The sequence below is a fragment of the Streptomyces spiramyceticus genome, from assembly GCF_028807635.1.
GTDB classification, from domain to species: Bacteria; Actinomycetota; Actinomycetes; order Streptomycetales; family Streptomycetaceae; genus Streptomyces; species Streptomyces spiramyceticus.
In genome coordinates this window covers 1,865,065-1,881,637 of sequence record NZ_JARBAX010000002.1, presented here as the reverse complement: position 1 = coordinate 1,881,637, position 16,573 = coordinate 1,865,065, and the positions used below count along the sequence as shown (strand labels likewise).

15 protein-coding genes and 3 pseudogenes are annotated in these 16,573 nt (G+C 69.1%); 8 read left to right on the top strand and 10 right to left on the bottom strand.

Annotated elements, in window-relative coordinates; all coding sequences use genetic code 11:
* The first annotated feature begins 53 nt into the window (after positions 1-53).
* The 3 genes from PXH83_RS32120 (at position 54) to PXH83_RS32110 (ending at position 2,671) form a co-directional block, all read left to right on the top strand.
* Positions 54-1,106, top strand: a complete 1,053-nt coding sequence (locus PXH83_RS32120; protein WP_274565094.1) for a helicase associated domain-containing protein — start codon at positions 54-56, stop codon at positions 1,104-1,106.
* A 262-nt stretch (positions 1,107-1,368) separates the two neighbouring features.
* A complete protein-coding gene (locus PXH83_RS32115) occupies positions 1,369-1,566 on the top strand; it encodes a hypothetical protein (protein ID WP_274565092.1) in 198 nt (65 codons plus the stop codon).
* A gap of 157 nt (positions 1,567-1,723) precedes the next feature.
* On the top strand, positions 1,724-2,671 hold the full coding sequence (locus tag PXH83_RS32110; RefSeq protein ID WP_274565091.1) for a pentapeptide repeat-containing protein: 948 nt from the start codon (positions 1,724-1,726) through the stop codon (positions 2,669-2,671).
* 304 nt (positions 2,672-2,975) lie between these two features.
* On the opposite strand, the pseudogene PXH83_RS32105 reads toward PXH83_RS32110, so the two are convergent.
* Positions 2,976-3,347 (bottom strand): annotated as a pseudogene (locus PXH83_RS32105) (MerR family transcriptional regulator); the annotation flags it as partial.
* Positions 3,348-3,431: 84 nt separating this feature from the next.
* Here PXH83_RS32105 and PXH83_RS32100 point away from each other — a divergent pair.
* On the top strand, positions 3,432-5,606 hold the full coding sequence (locus PXH83_RS32100; RefSeq protein ID WP_274565090.1) for a YcaO-like family protein: 2,175 nt from the start codon (positions 3,432-3,434) through the stop codon (positions 5,604-5,606).
* Here the strand turns inward: PXH83_RS32100 and PXH83_RS32095 are convergent.
* From PXH83_RS32095 to PXH83_RS32075, 5 genes are all read right to left on the bottom strand, one after another.
* Positions 5,537-6,010, bottom strand: coding sequence for an MFS transporter (locus PXH83_RS32095; RefSeq protein WP_274565089.1), 474 nt, complete (start codon positions 6,008-6,010; stop codon positions 5,537-5,539). The two genes, PXH83_RS32100 and PXH83_RS32095, sit on opposite strands and share 70 nt — an antisense overlap.
* The gene (locus PXH83_RS32090; protein WP_274565088.1) at positions 5,959-6,810 is read right to left on the bottom strand and encodes an MFS transporter; all 852 of its coding nucleotides are present in this window, start codon (positions 6,808-6,810) and stop codon (positions 5,959-5,961) included. The genes PXH83_RS32095 and PXH83_RS32090 overlap by 52 nt, the downstream gene beginning before the upstream one ends.
* Positions 6,811-7,055: 245 nt before the next feature.
* Positions 7,056-8,042 (bottom strand): phosphotransferase family protein, encoded by a 987-nt coding sequence (locus PXH83_RS32085; protein ID WP_274565086.1) that lies wholly within the window; start codon positions 8,040-8,042, stop codon positions 7,056-7,058.
* 70 nt (positions 8,043-8,112) lie between these two features.
* On the bottom strand, positions 8,113-8,559 hold the full coding sequence (locus PXH83_RS32080) for a hypothetical protein (RefSeq protein WP_274565083.1): 447 nt from the start codon (positions 8,557-8,559) through the stop codon (positions 8,113-8,115).
* Positions 8,556-8,861, bottom strand: coding sequence for a hypothetical protein (locus PXH83_RS32075; protein ID WP_274565081.1), 306 nt, complete (start codon positions 8,859-8,861; stop codon positions 8,556-8,558). Before PXH83_RS32075 ends, PXH83_RS32080 begins: the two co-directional genes overlap by 4 nt.
* 620 nt (positions 8,862-9,481) lie before the next feature.
* Between PXH83_RS32075 and PXH83_RS32070 the strand changes: the two genes are divergently transcribed.
* On the top strand, positions 9,482-10,054 hold the full coding sequence (locus PXH83_RS32070; RefSeq protein WP_274565080.1) for a YceI family protein: 573 nt from the start codon (positions 9,482-9,484) through the stop codon (positions 10,052-10,054).
* Between the two features lie 54 nt (positions 10,055-10,108).
* Positions 10,109-10,390: a hypothetical protein gene (locus PXH83_RS32065; RefSeq protein WP_274565079.1), complete on the top strand. Its 282-nt coding sequence runs from the start codon at positions 10,109-10,111 to the stop codon at positions 10,388-10,390.
* Between the two features lie 165 nt (positions 10,391-10,555).
* Here the strand turns inward: PXH83_RS32065 and PXH83_RS32060 are convergent, their stop codons facing one another.
* From PXH83_RS32060 to PXH83_RS32050, 3 genes and pseudogenes are all read right to left on the bottom strand, one after another.
* Positions 10,556-10,957, bottom strand: a complete 402-nt coding sequence (locus tag PXH83_RS32060; RefSeq protein WP_274565078.1) for an aminotransferase class I/II-fold pyridoxal phosphate-dependent enzyme — start codon at positions 10,955-10,957, stop codon at positions 10,556-10,558.
* Positions 10,958-11,058: 101 nt separating this feature from the next.
* Positions 11,059-11,562, bottom strand: coding sequence for a hypothetical protein (locus PXH83_RS32055; RefSeq protein ID WP_274565077.1), 504 nt, complete (start codon positions 11,560-11,562; stop codon positions 11,059-11,061).
* Positions 11,563-11,655: 93 nt separating this feature from the next.
* Positions 11,656-12,868, bottom strand: a pseudogene (locus PXH83_RS32050) (IS110 family RNA-guided transposase).
* A 359-nt stretch (positions 12,869-13,227) separates the two neighbouring features.
* Here PXH83_RS32050 and PXH83_RS32045 point away from each other — a divergent pair.
* Positions 13,228-13,773 carry a hypothetical protein gene (locus PXH83_RS32045; RefSeq protein ID WP_274565076.1) on the top strand — a complete coding sequence of 182 codons (546 nt, stop codon included), beginning with the start codon at positions 13,228-13,230 and terminating at the stop codon, positions 13,771-13,773.
* 428 nt (positions 13,774-14,201) lie between these two features.
* On the opposite strand, the gene PXH83_RS32040 is transcribed toward PXH83_RS32045, so the two are convergent.
* Complete coding sequence (locus PXH83_RS32040; protein WP_274565074.1) at positions 14,202-15,215, bottom strand: NAD(P)H-dependent glycerol-3-phosphate dehydrogenase; 1,014 nt, start codon at positions 15,213-15,215, stop codon at positions 14,202-14,204.
* A gap of 229 nt (positions 15,216-15,444) precedes the next feature.
* Here PXH83_RS32040 and PXH83_RS32030 point away from each other — a divergent pair.
* Positions 15,445-16,458, top strand: a pseudogene (locus PXH83_RS32030) (IS1634 family transposase); the annotation flags it as partial.
* Positions 16,459-16,573 lie beyond the last annotated feature (115 nt).

The following is a 16,573-nucleotide window of genomic DNA, read 5'->3' as shown; positions in this document are numbered from 1 at the left end:
CGCCAAACAGTTGGTGGACGGCAGAACAACGAAGGGCCTACGGGGCCGGGCAGATGCCGGCCAAGCGCGCCGAACGGCTGGAGGCCCTGGGCATGGTCTGGGACGCCGCCGACGCGGCGTTCCAGGAGAACCTAGCCGCAGCCCGGGTGTACTACGCGCAACACTGGAGCCTCTGTGCTCCCCGTACGGCATCGGCTCTTGACCGGCCGCTGGGACAGTGGCTCTCCAATTTGAGACGACCGGGTGCGCTGGCCGGCCACCCGGAACGGGCCGAAGCCCTCGCGGCGATCGACCCGGACTGGAACCCGGACTGTCCGGTCGACTGGCAGCGGCACTACGCCGCCGCACGCGAACTCCTGGCCGACGAAGCTGCGCTGACCGAGCTGCAGCCCGGCGTCACCGTCCACGGCATGGACATCGGCAAATGGCTCCAGCGGCAACGCGAACACGCTGTGTGGCAGGGCCTCATGCCGGGGCAGCGTGAGCGCCTGGACCAGCTCGGTGTCGAGCCGCTGCCGCCGGAGCAGGAAGCGCCCTTGAAGCCGTCCAAGGCGGCCTCTGGGTCGTTCGAGCGGGGCGTTGCGGCCCTGGCGCAGTACAAGGTCCGTACGGGATCTGTGACGGTCCCCAGGGGTCACGTAGAGACGCTGGAAGACGGGACCGAGGTCAAGCTCGGCGTATTCCTGTCCAACACCAAAAGCCGGCGCGCAAAACTCACCACCGACATACTCCAGGCGCTGCCGCCCTCGGACTGGACTGGGCAGCGTAGCGCGAGCTCCATGGGCGGTCGTCCGGGTCACCGGCGGCCTCCCTCGGCTGCTGCGGTCCGGGTCACTGGATACACGGCCTCGTGGCCGCTGTCTCTTTCGGTTGGGGGGAGGGTCTTGGGGCTACTCGGGCCGCCGGTTGAGTTCCCTCCGGGCTCCAGGGTGAACGCGCGGATATCCGTGCGGAGCTGGTCATGGGCTGTCGCAACCGGATCCTCTGCCGTCGCCAAGTCCTCCACCTCCATCACGACCCCGACTACCGCCAAGATGGTCGCGCGAAACTGCTGGCGGTCGAGGTGCGGTGTTGTCGGGTCTGCCGATGCTGCCAGGAGCAGTTGAATGTCCGCGAGGTGGTGCACCAAATCCATCCGCTTGACGGCGAAGCCTGCGGTCCGAGCGACCTGATCGGGGCCTTCCAGTTCGACGACCGCGAACGCTGATAGGACCGGGGCAGTTGGCACGCCTTTGATCATTTCGAGGGCTCGGAGACGTAGCTGTTCCGGGTGGGGGCTGTGCGGGGTCCGAGTAGGAACGGAACAGAGAACCGGCGCAGCTGTCAGATCTTTTGACGGTCCGTCATCTGGCCTGCCAGGGTGTGGGAATGAGCGACGACCCGACGATCGGTTTCCTGAAGGCGGATGTGGGGCGATTCTTCGATCACATCCACACCATGGCCGTCTACAGCCTCGCCCTCCAGCTCGCCGTGTTCAGCCGCAAGGGCGTACAGCGATCGCTCGACCAGGCCGCGCAGATGAACGAGGCGATCGGCGGACGACCGCGGCCGTACAGCGTCGCGTGATGCGGCGGCTCAAGCCGCGAGGACCACCGCGCGCAGGCCGCCGCCACGGGCGGCACGAAGGCGTCCAGGGGTGCGGGGTGAGGGAGGGCGGGAACGAGGCGGTCAGCGAGGGACGTGTGGGTAACTGCAACTGCCCGTACGCCTTTACAGTCTTGTCATGGTGAGTTCACGTCTGCCCCGGCGCCGGGTGCGCGGCCTACGTCTTTGGCCTGTAGGCGCGGTCCTCGGCTTGACCTTCACCGCTGCGGTTCTGGTCGCGGCCGCGGTGTTCTACACCGGATGGGACCTGCTTGGTGCACGTGGGCTCAAGCCTGAACGTCGCATCGACTCCAAGACATTGTTTGACCTGGTCAAGCTCTCCTTCGGGGTCGTGGCCGGGGCTGGCGCCCTGGTGGCCCTGGTCGTCGCCTACCGCCGCCAGCGCGTCGACGAGGACGGCGCCCTGCGCGACGCCACCCGCCTCCACAATGAGCGCTTCACCACCGCCGTGGCCCAGCTCGGCGAAGAATCCGCCGCTGTGCGCCTCGGCGGCGTGCACGCCCTCGCCGGACTCGCCGACGATGCCCCCACCTACGCACTCCAACAGACCTGCATCGACGTCCTGTGCGCCTACCTCCGACTGCCCTACACCGCAGAGAGCGACCTTCCACAGGACGACGCGGAGGCACGCCGCAGCTACCTGGCTCTGCGGGCAGTCCGGCACACGATCATCCGCCTCATCGGCGACCACCTCAGGTATCCGTCCGAGCACCCCCACTCATGGCAAGGCCAACACTTCGACTTCTCCTACGTCACCTTCGACGGCGGAGACTTCTCCGGCGCGAAGTTCTCCGGCGGCACCGTCGACTTCTCCGGCGCGAAGTTCTCCGGCGGCACAATCAGCTTCATCGGCGCGGAGTTCCCCGGGGGCGAGGTCTACTTCATCGAAGCGGAGTTCTCCGGGGGAGAGGTCTACTTCACCAACGCGGAGTTTTCCGGAGGCATAGTCGACTTCACCGACGCCAGCGGATCGGCACCACATGGACTTCCGTTGGGTGGCTCGTCCTCAACCTTGCCGAACGGACTCACCCTTCCTCGAACCTGGCACCGGGGAGGAACCTCGTAATGTTCGGCATGCGTTTCATAGGCGGTCCGCCTATGAAACACCGCCCCGGTTGGGTTCGGTCAACTCGCATCTGTGGAAAGCAGCCTGGAGAGGCCCAAAGCGGTCGGAGGCGTGCTCCGGGCCCCGGAAGCATGAGCGGCCGGTGGACGGACCGATCCAGGTGGCTCCGTCGGGTCCGCCCGGAGCGGGAGCCAGTGGCGTGAACGACGTCCCTTGGTCCGCTGTCCCCCTTCGGCGGACGGCGACAGGTCCAGGCCCCCTCCGCCCCGCGGGACTCGTGCGGGGCAACCGGGGAAAGATTCTGTCACCCCACGTCGCGGAGCTGAAGAAGGTATGCGGCAGTCAGCGCAACAGCACGGTCCTCGTCATGCGACAGCTCCACGAGGGCACGTGACGCCGTCGTCCCCGGAATGTCCGCCAGTGCTTGGGCAAGCCGCCCGCGTGCAGGTGCCTTGGTTGTGTCGTCGGCAAGGCGGTCGACGAGCCTGGTCGCGATCTGATCTGCCGTCGCGGTGTCGCTCGCCAGCACGCTCAGTGCATCGGCTGCATCGGTGTCGTTCCTTCCCTCCACGATCATGTCGATGAGCGCCGGGACCGCATCGGCCACACCACATGTACCGAGCGCCAAAGCCGCATACCCACGGACCACGGCGTCGGGGTTCGCAAGGGCATCCCGCCTGCCTCCCTCGCCGCCACCCCTGCGGCCGACCTCCAATTGTCGTACGCGGTCGCTGACTTGGAGCAGCATCCCGGCAGTCTGTTGACCGACCGCGTGCGCCTGGACTGGATCACCGCGCGCTCTGCGCTCGACGACGCCGAGACCTTCGTGCCCGAGGCAGCGGTGCGGCTGGGCCGCACGGTCCACGACGCGTGGCGCCAGCATCTGCCCAGCGCCTCCACGAACGGCCTGGCGTCCGGGAACACGAGGGCCGAGGCGATCGTGCACGGGCTGTGCGAGGTGATCGAGCGCGACGTCTTGTCCGGCCTCACCGACGAGGGCCAGGCCGAGCTGGTGGACGCGTCGGCGGTGAAGGCCCCGTACTGTGCCGCGCTGCTGGAGCGGCTCGCCGAGCGAGGATGCTGGTGGGAACTGCGACACGTACCCAACCGGTACGGCGTTGCGGTGATGTGCTGCCACCTGTGGCGCGAGGACCAGTCAGCGGCCGTCGTCGCCGGTTCCGGCGCCCACCCGGACCCGGGCATCGCCTTGTCGCGGGCGATCACCGAGGCCGCGCAGACCCGGCTCACGCTGATCAGCGGGAGCCGCGAGGACAACCAGCCGCTCGTCTACCGGCCCGGCCCGCACCGTGCGCCCGCTCCCTCCGCCGGGGACTCGATGCCGTGGCCGGAGATCGCGAGCCACTACGGCGCCCCCGCCGACACCGACACCCAGCTCGCGCACGATATGGCGACTGCCGTGACCACCGCGACCGGACGGGCGCCGCTGGTGGTGGATCTGACCTGGGGCCCGTACGCGCGCGCGGAGTTCGCCATGGTCAAGGTGTGCGGCCCCATCCCTGCTCTACACCGCCCGGCACACCGTGCCCCGCCCGAAGCAGGTGCCCTGATGAGCACGCATGTCTTCGCCGGACCGACCATCACCGCGGCCCGCATCACGAGCATCCTGCCGGGCGCGGTCGTGCACCCGCCCGTCCAGCACGGGGACCTCCTCCGCCTTCGGCTGCAGGCCGGCGACCGCGTCCTGATCATCGACGGGCTGTGGCACCAGAGCGCACCGGTGCGGCACAAAGAGATCCTGATGCTCCTGGCCAAGGGGGTCGCCGTCTACGGGGCTTCCAGCATGGGCGCGCTGCGCGCCGCCGAACTGGCCCCGTACGGCATGGTCGGCATCGGCCGGATCTACCGGGCCTTCCGTAGTGGGCTGCTGGACGCTGACGACGACGTCGCGGTCCTACAGGAGCCGGACGGACGGCCGCTGACGCAGGCCCTGGTGAACCTCCGTGCCGCCTTCGAACACGCCGCAGACGCCGGCCGCATCACCGAGCCCGAGGCGCAGGCACTGACCGAGACCGCGCGCCGGCTTCCGTACGGCCGGCGGACCCGCACCGCGCTGGGCCGCCTCATGGCCGAGCGTGGCGTCGGCGACGTCTACGCGAGAGCCGACATCTGGGGATGCGGCACCCCGCACGACCTCAAGCGCCAGGACGCGGAGACCGCCCTGCGCGTCCTGGCCAAGGGACCGTTCGCCATCGCGGAGGCGACGGCTCCGGGGTGGTCGCAGGAGCCGTGGCAGACCAGCTTCATCCGCTACTGGAGCGCCGCCTTCGCCCCCGCCACCGCCAGCGGCCTCCCGTTCCTGCCGCTGCTCCAGCACCAGCAGCTCTACGACCCCGCATTTCCCCGGCGTTGGCGCACCCGGGTCCTGTCCCTTCTCCTCGCCGCAGACGGCCAACACGTCGTCCACGAGAGGGCCGTTGAGGACTTCGCGGCCCACCGCGGCCTGGCGCTGGCCGATCTCACGGACGAGCAGCTCGCCTACTGGCTCACCGCCGACGAGCGATCCCATGCCGACCCGGGCGAGCAGCTGGTCCGCCTCGTGGTGCGCTCGGCACGCCTGGACGACGCCTGGCCCGTCTACCCGGTCTCGCCCGCTGAAGCGGGCCCGCTGTTCAACGCCGAGCTGCCCACGGAAGACCACGTGCTGCACGCCCTGCAGACAAACGCCGCCGCGCTGGCCGAGCACCCGGGCCACAGCATCGCCCACCTGTCTGCCGACCGGATCTCCGCCCACCTGCTCGCCCACTGGGGCCAGCCCGCGGACGCCGGCCTCGATGAGCGCGACGCCGCCGCCCGCGACCGCGGCCTGCGCAGCTTCACCGCGGCCGTCGAGACCGACCGCACCTTCTACCTCGGCGCGCTCACCAGCGTCTCCTCCGCCGCTTCGCTCGGGGCGAGGGTCAGCGCCCGGACCTGACGCAACAGCAACGGCACGATCATGGCGGCCACGATCGCGGCGGCCCCGGCGGCGAGCGTCGCCCGCACCCCGAAGTGCGCGCTCGCCGGCCCGGCGGCCAGATACCCCAGCGGGACCGGCAGCACCTGGCCGAGCGTGGAGTACGACATGACCCGGCTCAGCTTCTCCTTGGGGATGCGCTCCTGGACCAGACTCGCCCAGACCGTCATGCTCAGGGACAGGCCGGTCCCGGCCGCGCACGCGGCGAACGCCACGAGCACGAGCGGCAGATGGGCGGCCATCGCCGCCAGCGGCAGCGACATCGCTCCCGTCCCCACGCACACCACCACGCCGACGCGCCGCACCTTCCACATCAGGGCCGCGGTGGCGCCGAGCACCAAGCCGCCGGTGAAGGCGCTGACCACCAGCCCCACCCCGCGGCGCCGCCCAGGTAGTTCTCGCCGTAGACCGGGCCGAGCATCTGGTAGCCGACCAGCCACACCGGTACGACGACCGCGCCCTGGAGCACCATCACCCACAGCCAGCGCCGAGACCAGAAGTCGCCCCATCCCTCACGGAGATCAGCCACGAACCCGGTGCGCACCTTCGCCTTCGTGGGGGCCAGGTTGAGGCGGGCGCACAGAACGGCCGCCGCCGCGAACGTGAACGCGTCCCAGCCGATCACCCAGCTCGACCCGACGGCGGCGACCAGCACGCCGCCCACTGCAGGACCGGCGATCTTGACCGTGTTCTGGCCGATCTTAAGCAGCGCGTTCGCCGCGTACCGCATCTCGGCCGGGACCACTTCCACCACGACGCCGCCGGCGGCCGGGGTGAAGAAGCTGCTCGCCGCACCGCACAACGCGGACACCGCCACCAGATGCCACACCTGCGCCGCGCCGGTCCACAGCAAGACGGCCGCGACGCCCTGCGCTCCGGCGCTGAGGATGTTCGTCCACACCATCACGGTGGCGCGCGACCACCGGTCGGCCACCACACCGCCGATTAGCAGGAGCAGGATCTGCGGCGCCACGTTGGCCGCAAGCACCAGACCGAGCCCGGACGCCCCGCCGCCGAGGTGCAGCACCGCGAACGCCATACCGATCGGAGCCACGGCCGAGCCGGTCCAGGACAGCATCCGCGCCGTGAAGTGCAGCCGGAACGAGCGGACGGCGAGCGGCGCGCCCGCCTCCCTGAGCCTGGTCCGCAGCGGTATGCGCGGCACCGGAGAAGAGCTGCTCCGAACCGGCCACCACGGCATACGCATGATCCGACTCCGCCCAGCAAGCACGAGACCCGGCGCCAGACCGGCACCGGGACAGGCGCCAACCCTAGGGCACCAGGAAGATCACCTGTCGCCGATGCACCACAAAGCCCATCCCCTTTCGGCAGCCGTCAGCATTCCGCCACGACACGATCAACTATCGGCTCGTCGCCGGGAACTGCTGGGTGACGTCGAGGAGTTGCTGCTCAGCCCACGGCGGCGAGGATCGGGGCCAGCGCCTCGTAGCTGTTCCGCACGCCCTCCTTGTTGCCGAGGCGGTGGCGCTCCAGACGGACGGCGCCGAGGTGCCGGGCTTCGTAGACCTTCGAGCGCCAGGTCGCTGCCTCGGACTGCTCCAGAGGGCCGTAGGTCTCCCAGAACGCCTGGCGCTCATCGGCCTTGGTCGTGACCATGCGGATGGTCCAGTCAGCTGCCGGATCGCCCCACAAGGTCCGGTCGAAGTCGTACGCGCCGGTGATCACGGGCTCCGGGGCATGACGATCAAGCTGGGTGTTCGGGAGCCACAGATCCCCAGCCAGCATCCGGGGCTCGGTGATCTCGTCAAGGACGGCCTGATGGCGGTGCGCTGCCGTGACGACCTCGCGAACATCGGATGCGTCGAGACCGACGCCTTCCAGATCTGCGGCGATGTCCTCCAAGGAAGCCACGACCGCCTCGCTCCATCTGCCATATGCCGGGCCGGCAATGGGGCCGAAAGCAGCGCCACGGACATCGTGGACACGCCGTGCGATCTCGCCGAGCTGCTGGTAGTACACCGGCCATGCCGATCGCGGGTACGTGCGCAGGTGCTCGGACGCCGGGACGCCGTCGAGGAACGACTGCACCATGTAGTCCCGGCCGATGACCTCGTGAGTGAAGTCAGCCGCGAGGACACGCGGCAGCAGAGGCGCGAGCGCCGCGAGATACGGCAGGCTGGCGTACTCGTTGCGCATCAAGGCCCGTTCCGAGATGAACTGGCGCTCCGCATCCGGAGCGATCCGCACGACCACCTCCCGCTCTTGGCCGACGACGGTGGCCCTATACGTCGTGTTGTACATCCCCGTGCCGAGCTCGGAAGCCGACGCGACCTTGGCGCTCGGTCCGAAGACGCGGCGACAGATCGCCTCGATCTCCTCCGCAGTCACGGACTGCTGGAACGCCCCGGGTGTCCGCGGGATGGGCCGGAACTCCATGAGCGTCATCCTTCCCTCGGCGCGGTCTGCCGGGGCACCGTATCGCGGACGGCTGCTTGGGAAGGCCAGGTCACCGACGCCGCCGCGGAGGAAGCCGTGGAGAACGCGCCCCGGGCAGCCGGGGTACGTCTTGAATGGATTCGAGCTCGGCGCGGGCCTGCTGCAGTTCGAGTGACTGCTCGGCGGCCATCCGCACCAGTGCCGAGTTCTTCTCCCGCTCTGCAGCCAGCGCCGCCTTGGCGTCCTTGAGCTCCTGCTTCAGTGCGACGTTCTCCTCGGCGACCTTCCGGACCGCATCCGGCGTGGAGGAGCGGGCCTTGACCTGGGCCTGGAACTCCTCCATGAGGTCTTTGTGGTCTCCGTAGACGGCGTCCCGCCGCAGCCCGCTTTCGATGATCAGCTCGCTGCCGGTGAGCTTCCCGGTCGTCGACCGCAATGGCGTGCCGGCGAGCAGACGGGCAGCAGCGGCGCGGATCGCTGTGCGTTCGGCGTCCCTGTTTCTGCTCCTGCGCGTCATGCTGCGTCACCACCTTGCCTGTTGACGGGCCGGGTCGCCTCGTGGGCATCGATGACCGAGCGGGCCTGTGCGACGAGAGCGGCGGCACGAGCCCGCCGCGGCAGCGGTGCGAGGGGATCGTCTGCCGCTGCCTCCCAGGCGGGGATCTTGCTGCGTCGCTGAGCGATGTCGCGGTCGGTGTAGACCAGATTGGCGCACGAGCTGCGGCAGAACGACTCGTCGGGGCCGCTGTCCACCCGCAGGCCGAGGGCCAGCTTCTCCTTGCGGCATTCGGCAGTCTCCGCGCGGTGGACGCAGGTCATAGCGTCGCCGACACATTTGGTGCCCCCGCTGCTTGGGACCATCCCCGCATGCGCGGGGAGCAGACTCCGTGACCTGCGACTCTATGGCTGGCCCACACGGTTTTCGAGCACTTCGCCGAATCCACCAAATCCCTCATAAGCCTCGGTCTCACGCGCGTCCGCTGCCTCGACGACAAAGGCTAACCGCGCGCCGACTGTGTGGCTTTCCCCCCTCGGCCCGCAGACGCGACCGGCACCCCTGACTCGCCGAGATCGGCCACAGTCTCCTGCCTCGCCGCCGGCCCCGTGACCGCCCCCGCAAGATCCCGTCATGTATCACCGGCTACGGCAGCAAGGCTCCCGGCGAACCCAGCAGCCGCCACCGTCCACCCGTCGTCGTCACCCTGCACCACCGGTGGGAACGACCGCTAAAGCAACGGCATTGGAACCGATGACCTGGGGGGTGTCACTGGGCCCGAGAGGCGCCGTTGCAGACGCTGATGAGAGGTCGGACGGGCGGGCAGTGGCCGCGACCTGGGCATCCGGCCCTGCTGCGGCGCGGTGCCAACTGGACATACGAGGGACACGCCGACCGGACTGCTTCGCCAGCGACGGCCGTATCCGCCCGTACCTTCGGCACTGTGACGCTGGCAGACGGAACGTACCGGCTCGGGCCGTCGACCGGCCGCCTCTTGATCAGGACCAGCCGCGCCGGGCTGGGCCGCAGGGCAGGGCACGACCTCACGATCGAGGCCACCCGATGGTCCGGGGAGGCGGTGGTGGCCGTCGCCGACCCCGATGGGTCGTCGGTGAGTGTGACGGTCGAGACAGGCTCGTTGGAGGTCCGGGAGGGAACGGGCGGGCTGAAGGCGCTCACCGATGCCGACCGGGCCGAAATCAAACGGACTCTCGAGGGCAGTGCTCTGCTGCACACCGCAGAGCACCCCACGATCACCTTCCGTTCCACCCGTATCACGGGAACTCCGCAGTCCTTCGAGATCACCGGCGAGCTCACCATCAAGGCCCGGATCCACCCGGTGACGGTGCACGGGAAGAGCAATGACGACAGGCTGTTGCACGGCTGGGCGACCGTCACTCAATCCACCTGGGGAATCAAGCCCTACACCGCGTTCCTGGGTGCGTTGCGGCTGGCCGACGAGATCAGGGTGGAGTTCGATGTGACCGGGCTCGAACCGGTGGACGAGGCTGGATGAGCACCGGATCGAGGCTGCGGGCGGGACGGCCGCGCGGCGGGCTACTGTGGAGGCATGAGCGACATCGTCGTCGTGTACGAGCTCGACAAGCCGATGGCCACGCGCTCTTCCCTGCGGACACCGGCTGGTGCGGAACGGCCCGTCCGCAGGGTGCACGCGGCGCCCTCCGCCCCAGGAGCACCCGCCACGACCGGACCGCGGACTCTCTGCGGCAAGGACACCTTCGCCATGGAGACGGCCGACTGGAAGCTCTCCGAGCACTCTGGGGCGCCCTGGTACCCCACGGAGTATGCATCCGTGATCTGCCCCGACTGCGATGCAGTGATCGAGACCTGACCGGCGTACCGCCTACCTGGCGCTGCTGCTCTGCCGGAAGGCACTCGGGTATCCTTCGCGGCGAGAAGGAGGACGGCGCACAGTTGACTGCGATGCACATATACGCGAGAACAGGCAAAGGGGCTGCCGCGATCAGCAGGTCGTTCGCCTTGGGGCTGCCCACGGTCACCCGCAGGCCGCTGCCCGGGAAGGCTCGGACCAGCAGACCGCGCCGTTCCCACTCCTGAGCCACCGACGCCGAGGCATCGCTCCCGTCGGCAGCCACAGGAAGTTGGTCTCACTGGGCAGCACATCCCAGCCGAGTCCGAGGAGCGCCTCGCGGGTCCGCCCCCGCTCCGCGACGATCCGTTCCACCCGCTCGAAGAGTTCCGCCTCCACGCGCAGCCCGGCCAGCCCGTACGCCTTCGAAAAGGTGCGCAGCGCCAGCCGGTTGGGCCGGCCGTGGTGCAGCCCGACACCGTCGGGGGCGTCCGGCGAGCGGTAGAACTCGAAGTACGAAGGGACCCCCAGCTCACGGGCAACCCAAGCCGGTTGCCTCCACCAGTCACCGGTCGGAAACGAACACATCGACTTGGCAGACTTCCCATGAGCTGGCCTGTCAAACAGCGAGTGCGTGGGGCCGGCGGGACCAGGCGGTCCGGGAACGGGTCCCGCCGTCTTGGCTGTGGTCAGCCTGCTGCCGAGCGTGATCTTTCGTGGAGGGCGCTGACCTCGGCGGAGGTTGTCTGGTTGAGCCGCTCCGCTGCCGAGCGGAGCGCGGTCTCCCAAGCGTGGAAGGCGTCAGGTTGCTCGCCCGAGATGAAGTCGACGTGGTACTCGTCGCCCACAGCCTGAAGTAACGCGCGTTCGGGACCGGTTTGCGCTGCTGTCAGGCCCTGCCAGACTCTGGCTGCCACCTCTCCGGGCGTCATGGCGCCGGCCGCCAGTTGGCCTGCCAGGTAATGGAGAAGGCAGCGTTCGGCGGTCTCCTCGTCGGGGATGGCAGTGCCGAGCTCGCCTACGGCTTGCCGGAACAGTCCTCTGATCTCGGCGGTGTCGTCGCGTCGGGAACGTCCCGCCAGGTCACGCAGTGCGGGAGAATCCAAGCCGACGGCCAGCAACTGAGCCGCGTCCATCGGCAGATCCTCGGGCGAGACAAGACCGACGACGTACTGCCACGCGATTGCGAACACCCGATCCATGCTCGACATCCTGCCGAATCCCTGGTGCCCGCGACGAGCTATTTTAGTGCTGGCGGTGGACGCGGTCTCAGCTGAGCTGGAGTGTCAAGCGGCGAGTGCGTGGGCTCGGTGGGACCAAGCTGTCGCCTCGTCATACGGTGTGCCGGTTTTCAGGCAGCCGTGCAGGATGCCAACGAGCCGGTTGGCGAGTTGGCGCAGGGCGGCGTTGAATTCGATGCCGCGGGCGCGTTGCTGCTCGTAGTAGGCCCTGGCGCCGGAGGAGACCCGCAGCGCGGAGAAGGCCTGGGCAATCAGGGCATCGATGAGCCGGTCGTTGCGAACGAACCGCGCAATCACGACCTTCTTCTTACCGGAGGCGCGGGTGATCGGGCTGGTGCCCGCGTAGTTCTTGCGGGCCTTGGCGCTGGCGTAACGGTGAGGATCGTCGCCGAATTCCGCGAGTACCCGGGCGCTGAGTATCGCTCCCAGTCCGGGCTGGGAGCGGATGATCTCAGCGTCTGGATGCCGGCCAAAATGAGCCTCGACCTGCCCGCGCAGGAACTCGACCTGCTCGTTCAGAGTGACCAGCATCGCGACGAGCGCGCGTACGGAGACAGCGTAGGCCGCAGTCACAGCGGGGGGGGCTGACTCAGGTGCTTGGCGCGCAGTACGGCTTGGATCTTGGAGGTCTTGTCGGGGATGTTGCGTCGGCGGGCACGCTTGAGGGCCGCGCCGATCTGTGTGGCCGTCAGCTTCGCCGCGGCCACCGGATCAGGTGCCTTGGCCAGTAGTTCAAGGGTGTCTGGGGCGTCCAGGTCGTCGAACGCCTTCAGGGCGGCGGGGAAGTAGTCGAGCAGGGCATGCCGCAGCCGCTGCGTGGTGCGGGTGCGTTCCCAGATCAGGGTCTTATGGGCACGCGTCACAACCTTGACCGCTTCGGCGTCGGCGCTGTCCCCGGGCGGAGCTGGTGGGAATCGGTACGCACCATGTCAGCGAGCATGTGCGCATCGGCCGGGTCACTCTTGGCCCCCGATACCGCCAGGCGTTCCCGGTACCGGGAGGCCTGCAGTGGATTGACCGCGTACACCGTGTAGCCAGCGGCGATCAGCGCCTGCACCCACGGGCCCCGATCGGTCTCGATCCCGATCACGACCTCGGCATTGCTGTCTTCGCCGAGCTCCGCACCGATCATCGCGTGCAACCGTTCGATTCCCGCCACGCCCTCCGGCAGCCGAGCCTTGGACAGCCGACAGCCCGCGGCGTCCATCAACTCGACGTCGTGGTGGTCCTGGGCCCAGTCATCCCCAACGAACAGCAACTCGTCCTCCGTCATCGACCTCGATCGGCAGTAGCCCGCAGGAGAACCATCAGCGACCTAATAAGGCTGTGCTCACGCCGCAACCGGGCGGGCACGACATCCCATCAGCGATTTCGCTCCTGGCCGACCGGCAGGGGCTCGATCTGTCAACAGGACTCGGTGTCCAGGGAACAAAGAGTGCTCACCTGCCGGCGGCTACCAGGCACCGAGTCTGCCGGATGGAGCCTCGGTAGGTCCTATTAGGGACGGAAGCAGGACTGCGGGCCCTGTGGCCTTCCGTTCTCCCCGACCCGGGCCAGCGGCGGGTCGCCCTCGACACCGGCACGCAGGGCCTGCTCTACATCGCTGGCCTCGTGCTCGTGGCCGCCCACGCCTCTGCCCACGGCCCCGCCACCGCGATCGTCGTGACCGCCGCGCTCGGGCTCTTCAGCACCGTCGTGGTCCTCACCACGCCGCCCTCCCGTACCTGGCGGCCCGCACCCGCCGACCACGGTGATGCCACCGGCCGTCTGCTGAGCGCAGGGCTTGTCCTGCTCTTCGTGGCGCTCGCCGGCGTCTGCTTCGCGATCGGCGGCATGAACGTCTGGGCGGTCACCATGGCCGACAAGCACGAGATGGACCTGCTGTCCGGATTGCTGCCCGCAGCGTTCTCCACCGGCAGCTTCCTCGGCGGACTGATCTACGGGCGCCGTACCTGGCCCGGCTCGAACGCCGGCCAACTCCTCGACAGCGCCCTCGGGTTCCTTGCCGGATGGCTGCCGCTGCTCGCCCTGCCCGGACCGTATGCGGCAACGGCCGCGGTCGCGGTGCCCGGCCTGTTCCTCACCCTGATCGTACCTGCGGCTTCATGGCCGTGGACTGCCTCTCCCCCGCCGCCCGCAGCACCGAGGCGTACGCCTGGCTGATCGTGTCCATCGGTGTCGGCCAGTCCGCAGGCACCGCGCTCGCCGGAACACTCGCCGTGCACCCGCTCGCCGGACCCGCGCTGGCAGGGTCACCCCCGGTGAGGCCAAACGCGATACGGCCATCGCCGATCTCAAGAAGCGCCTGACGGCGAAGACCCAGGAATGCACGCTCCTGGAGAACAAGCTTAAGGCCGCCCACATCGCGATCGCCGCCCTCTTCCACGACAACCAAGCCCTCCGGCAGCAGCTCGACAGGGACGACTCGGCCGCCGTCACGCCCCTCCGCCCGCGCGGACCCCGGCAACGCCGTTGAACGCCGGGCGGCGACGCCGAGCTCCTGGCGAGTCCAGGGCGTGAAGCGCGGCGCTGTTCGAACAGACGGCTGAGCAGGGATAGCCGTACGCGGTGTGGCCTCTGGGACGCCAGGGTCAGCGCTCGGGCTTGGGGGGCCGGTGCATCAACGCGGCCGTGGCCTGGTCGAGGGTGACCTTTCCGTTCAGCAGGGCGGAGATCACGTCGGTGATCGGCATCTCGACGTCGTGGGCGTGGGCCAGGGCGAGGATCGCTTCGGCGGACTTGACGCCCTCGGTGGTCTGCCGGGTGGCGGCCGTTGCCTCCTCAACGCTCAGCCCTCGGCCGAGGAGGGTGCCAAAAGTGCGATTTCGCGACAGCGGGGAGGAGCAGGTGGCCACCAGGTCGCCCAGGCCGGCAAGTCCGGCGAGGGTGGCCGGGTGGGCTCCCATGGCCACCGCCAGTCGGGTGGTCTCCGCCAGGCCGCGGGTGATGAGCATGGCCTGTGCGTTGTGGCCAAGTCCCATGCCGGAGGCGATGCCGACCGCGAGGGCGATGACGTTCTTCACCGCGCCGCCCAGCTCGCAGCCAGCCACGTCGGCGGACGTGTAGGGGCGGAAGTAGCCGGTGTGGCACGCCTTTTGGAAGCGGCGGGCGGCGTCCTCGTCGGGGCAGGCGATGGTGGCCGCGGCGGGCTGGCCGTTCATGATCTCGCGCGCCAGGTTTGGGCCGGACAGCACCGCGACCCGGTCCGCGCTCACGCCGGTCATCTCGGTGATGATCTGGCTGGCCCGTAGGTGGCTGCTCTGCTCGATGCCTTTCATCAGGGACACGATCACGGTGTCGTCTCCGATGTGCGGCGCCCACGTGGCGAGGTTGGTCCGCAGGGTCTGGGCGGGGATGGACAGCACCAGGAAGTCCGCGCCGGCGAGTGCGGCGGCCGGGTCGGTCGTCGCGGTCAGGGCGGCGGGCAGTGCAATGTCCGGGAAGTAGCCGGGGTTGCGGTGCTGCGTGTTGATCGCGACGGCGATCTCGCCGCGGCGGGCGTGCACGATGACGCTGGTGCCGGCGTCGGCCAGGATCTTGGCGACGGCAGTGCCCCAAGACCCGGCAGAGAACACCGCCGCGCGGGCGGAATCGTGCTGGGTCACGGCGTGGTCCTCTCGTCGGGATGGTGGCCGGGCCGGGGCATCGTATCGGCCGCACAGGGCCCGGCAGAGTGGGCAGCACCTGGTGTGCCTTGCGCAACACGTTCGCGATAGCTCGCCCACGCTGTGTCAGCCGATCGCTCGGGCCTCACGCCCTCCGGACTCCCAGCAGCGCACTAACCTCCAGGCCCAGCGCGTGGCGCGTGACAGGCACACCCCGCGACGGCGCCCGCGAGGCAAGGGCTTCCGCACCCACGGCAAGTCCAAGGACTCCCGCGACGACCTGCCCCAGGTCGTGGTCGGCATGGCCGTCACGCGCGACGGCATCCCGGTGCGCGTTTGGTCTTGGCCCGGCAGCATCGCCGACAGCGACCTGATCCAGGCGAAGAAGGACCTGCGCGAGTAGTCGCTCTCCCGCGTGGTCTGCGTCGCCGACCGCGGCTTCACCTCCGCGGCCAACCGCCGCGCGCTGATGCGAGGAGGCGGCGGCTACATCATCGGCGAGAAGCTCCGCTCCGGCTCGAAGGAGGTCAAGGCTGCACTGACCCGCCCCGGCCGCTACGCGACAGTCCGCGACAACATGCAGGTCAAGGAAGTCAACATCGGTACCGACGACCGGTTCGTGATCTGCTTCAACCCCGAGCAGGCCACACGCGACGCGGCCATCCGTGCGCGTCTGGTGGCCCAGCTCGAACAGGCCATCGCCGACACCGACAAGCTGAAGACGGCTGAGCGCGCCCACCTGGCAGGGCAGTTGTCGACCAAGCCCGGCCTCAAGCGCTTCCTGCGGACCACGCCCGGCTGCTTGCTCAGGATCGACAAGAAGAAGATCGCCACCGAGGAGAAACTCGACGGCAAGTACCTGCTGCGGTCCTCGGACCCGAACCTGTCCGCCGAGGACATCGCCCTGGGATACAAGCAGCTCCTCGAAGTGGAACGAGGCTGGAGGGACATGAAGCAACTGCTGGACCTCCGCCCGGTCTACCACCGCCGCGAGGACCGCATCCGCGCCCACGTCCTGCTGTGCTGGCTCGCCCTGCTACTGATCCGCGTCGCCGAGACCTCCACCGGCCAGACCTGGAACCGCCTGCGCACCGAACTCCAGCGCCTGCACGCCGTCACCTACACCGGCCCCGCCGGCACCTTCCGGCAGACCACCGACCTCACCAAGCCCCAGCGCGACATCCACACCACCCTGGACCTCACCCCGCCCAAGAAGATCATCGACCTGAGCGCAGGCCGCTGACCAGGCACGATCCCCGCCCCTAGTGACACGCCGCTCCGGCGTGGCTACCGGCGTTTCCGCAGCTCAGCCCACGTTTTCGAGTACTAGACACGATCCTCAACTGTGGAACCCGGGT

Excerpts from the sequence above, each read along its gene's own strand:
- PXH83_RS32120 (WP_274565094.1), top strand. The coding sequence starts at position 54 with ATGCCGGCCAAGCGCGCCGAACGGCTGGAGGCCCTGGGCATGGTCTGG.
- PXH83_RS32115 (WP_274565092.1), top strand. The coding sequence starts at position 1,369 with ATGAGCGACGACCCGACGATCGGTTTCCTGAAGGCGGATGTGGGGCGA.
- PXH83_RS32110 (WP_274565091.1), top strand. The coding sequence starts at position 1,724 with ATGGTGAGTTCACGTCTGCCCCGGCGCCGGGTGCGCGGCCTACGTCTT.
- PXH83_RS32085 (WP_274565086.1), bottom strand. The coding sequence starts at position 8,042 with ATGGAGTTCCGGCCCATCCCGCGGACACCCGGGGCGTTCCAGCAGTCC.
- PXH83_RS32080 (WP_274565083.1), bottom strand. The coding sequence starts at position 8,559 with ATGACGCGCAGGAGCAGAAACAGGGACGCCGAACGCACAGCGATCCGC.
- PXH83_RS32075 (WP_274565081.1), bottom strand. The coding sequence starts at position 8,861 with ATGACCTGCGTCCACCGCGCGGAGACTGCCGAATGCCGCAAGGAGAAG.
- PXH83_RS32065 (WP_274565079.1), top strand. The coding sequence starts at position 10,109 with ATGAGCGACATCGTCGTCGTGTACGAGCTCGACAAGCCGATGGCCACG.
- PXH83_RS32060 (WP_274565078.1), bottom strand. The coding sequence starts at position 10,957 with ATGTGTTCGTTTCCGACCGGTGACTGGTGGAGGCAACCGGCTTGGGTT.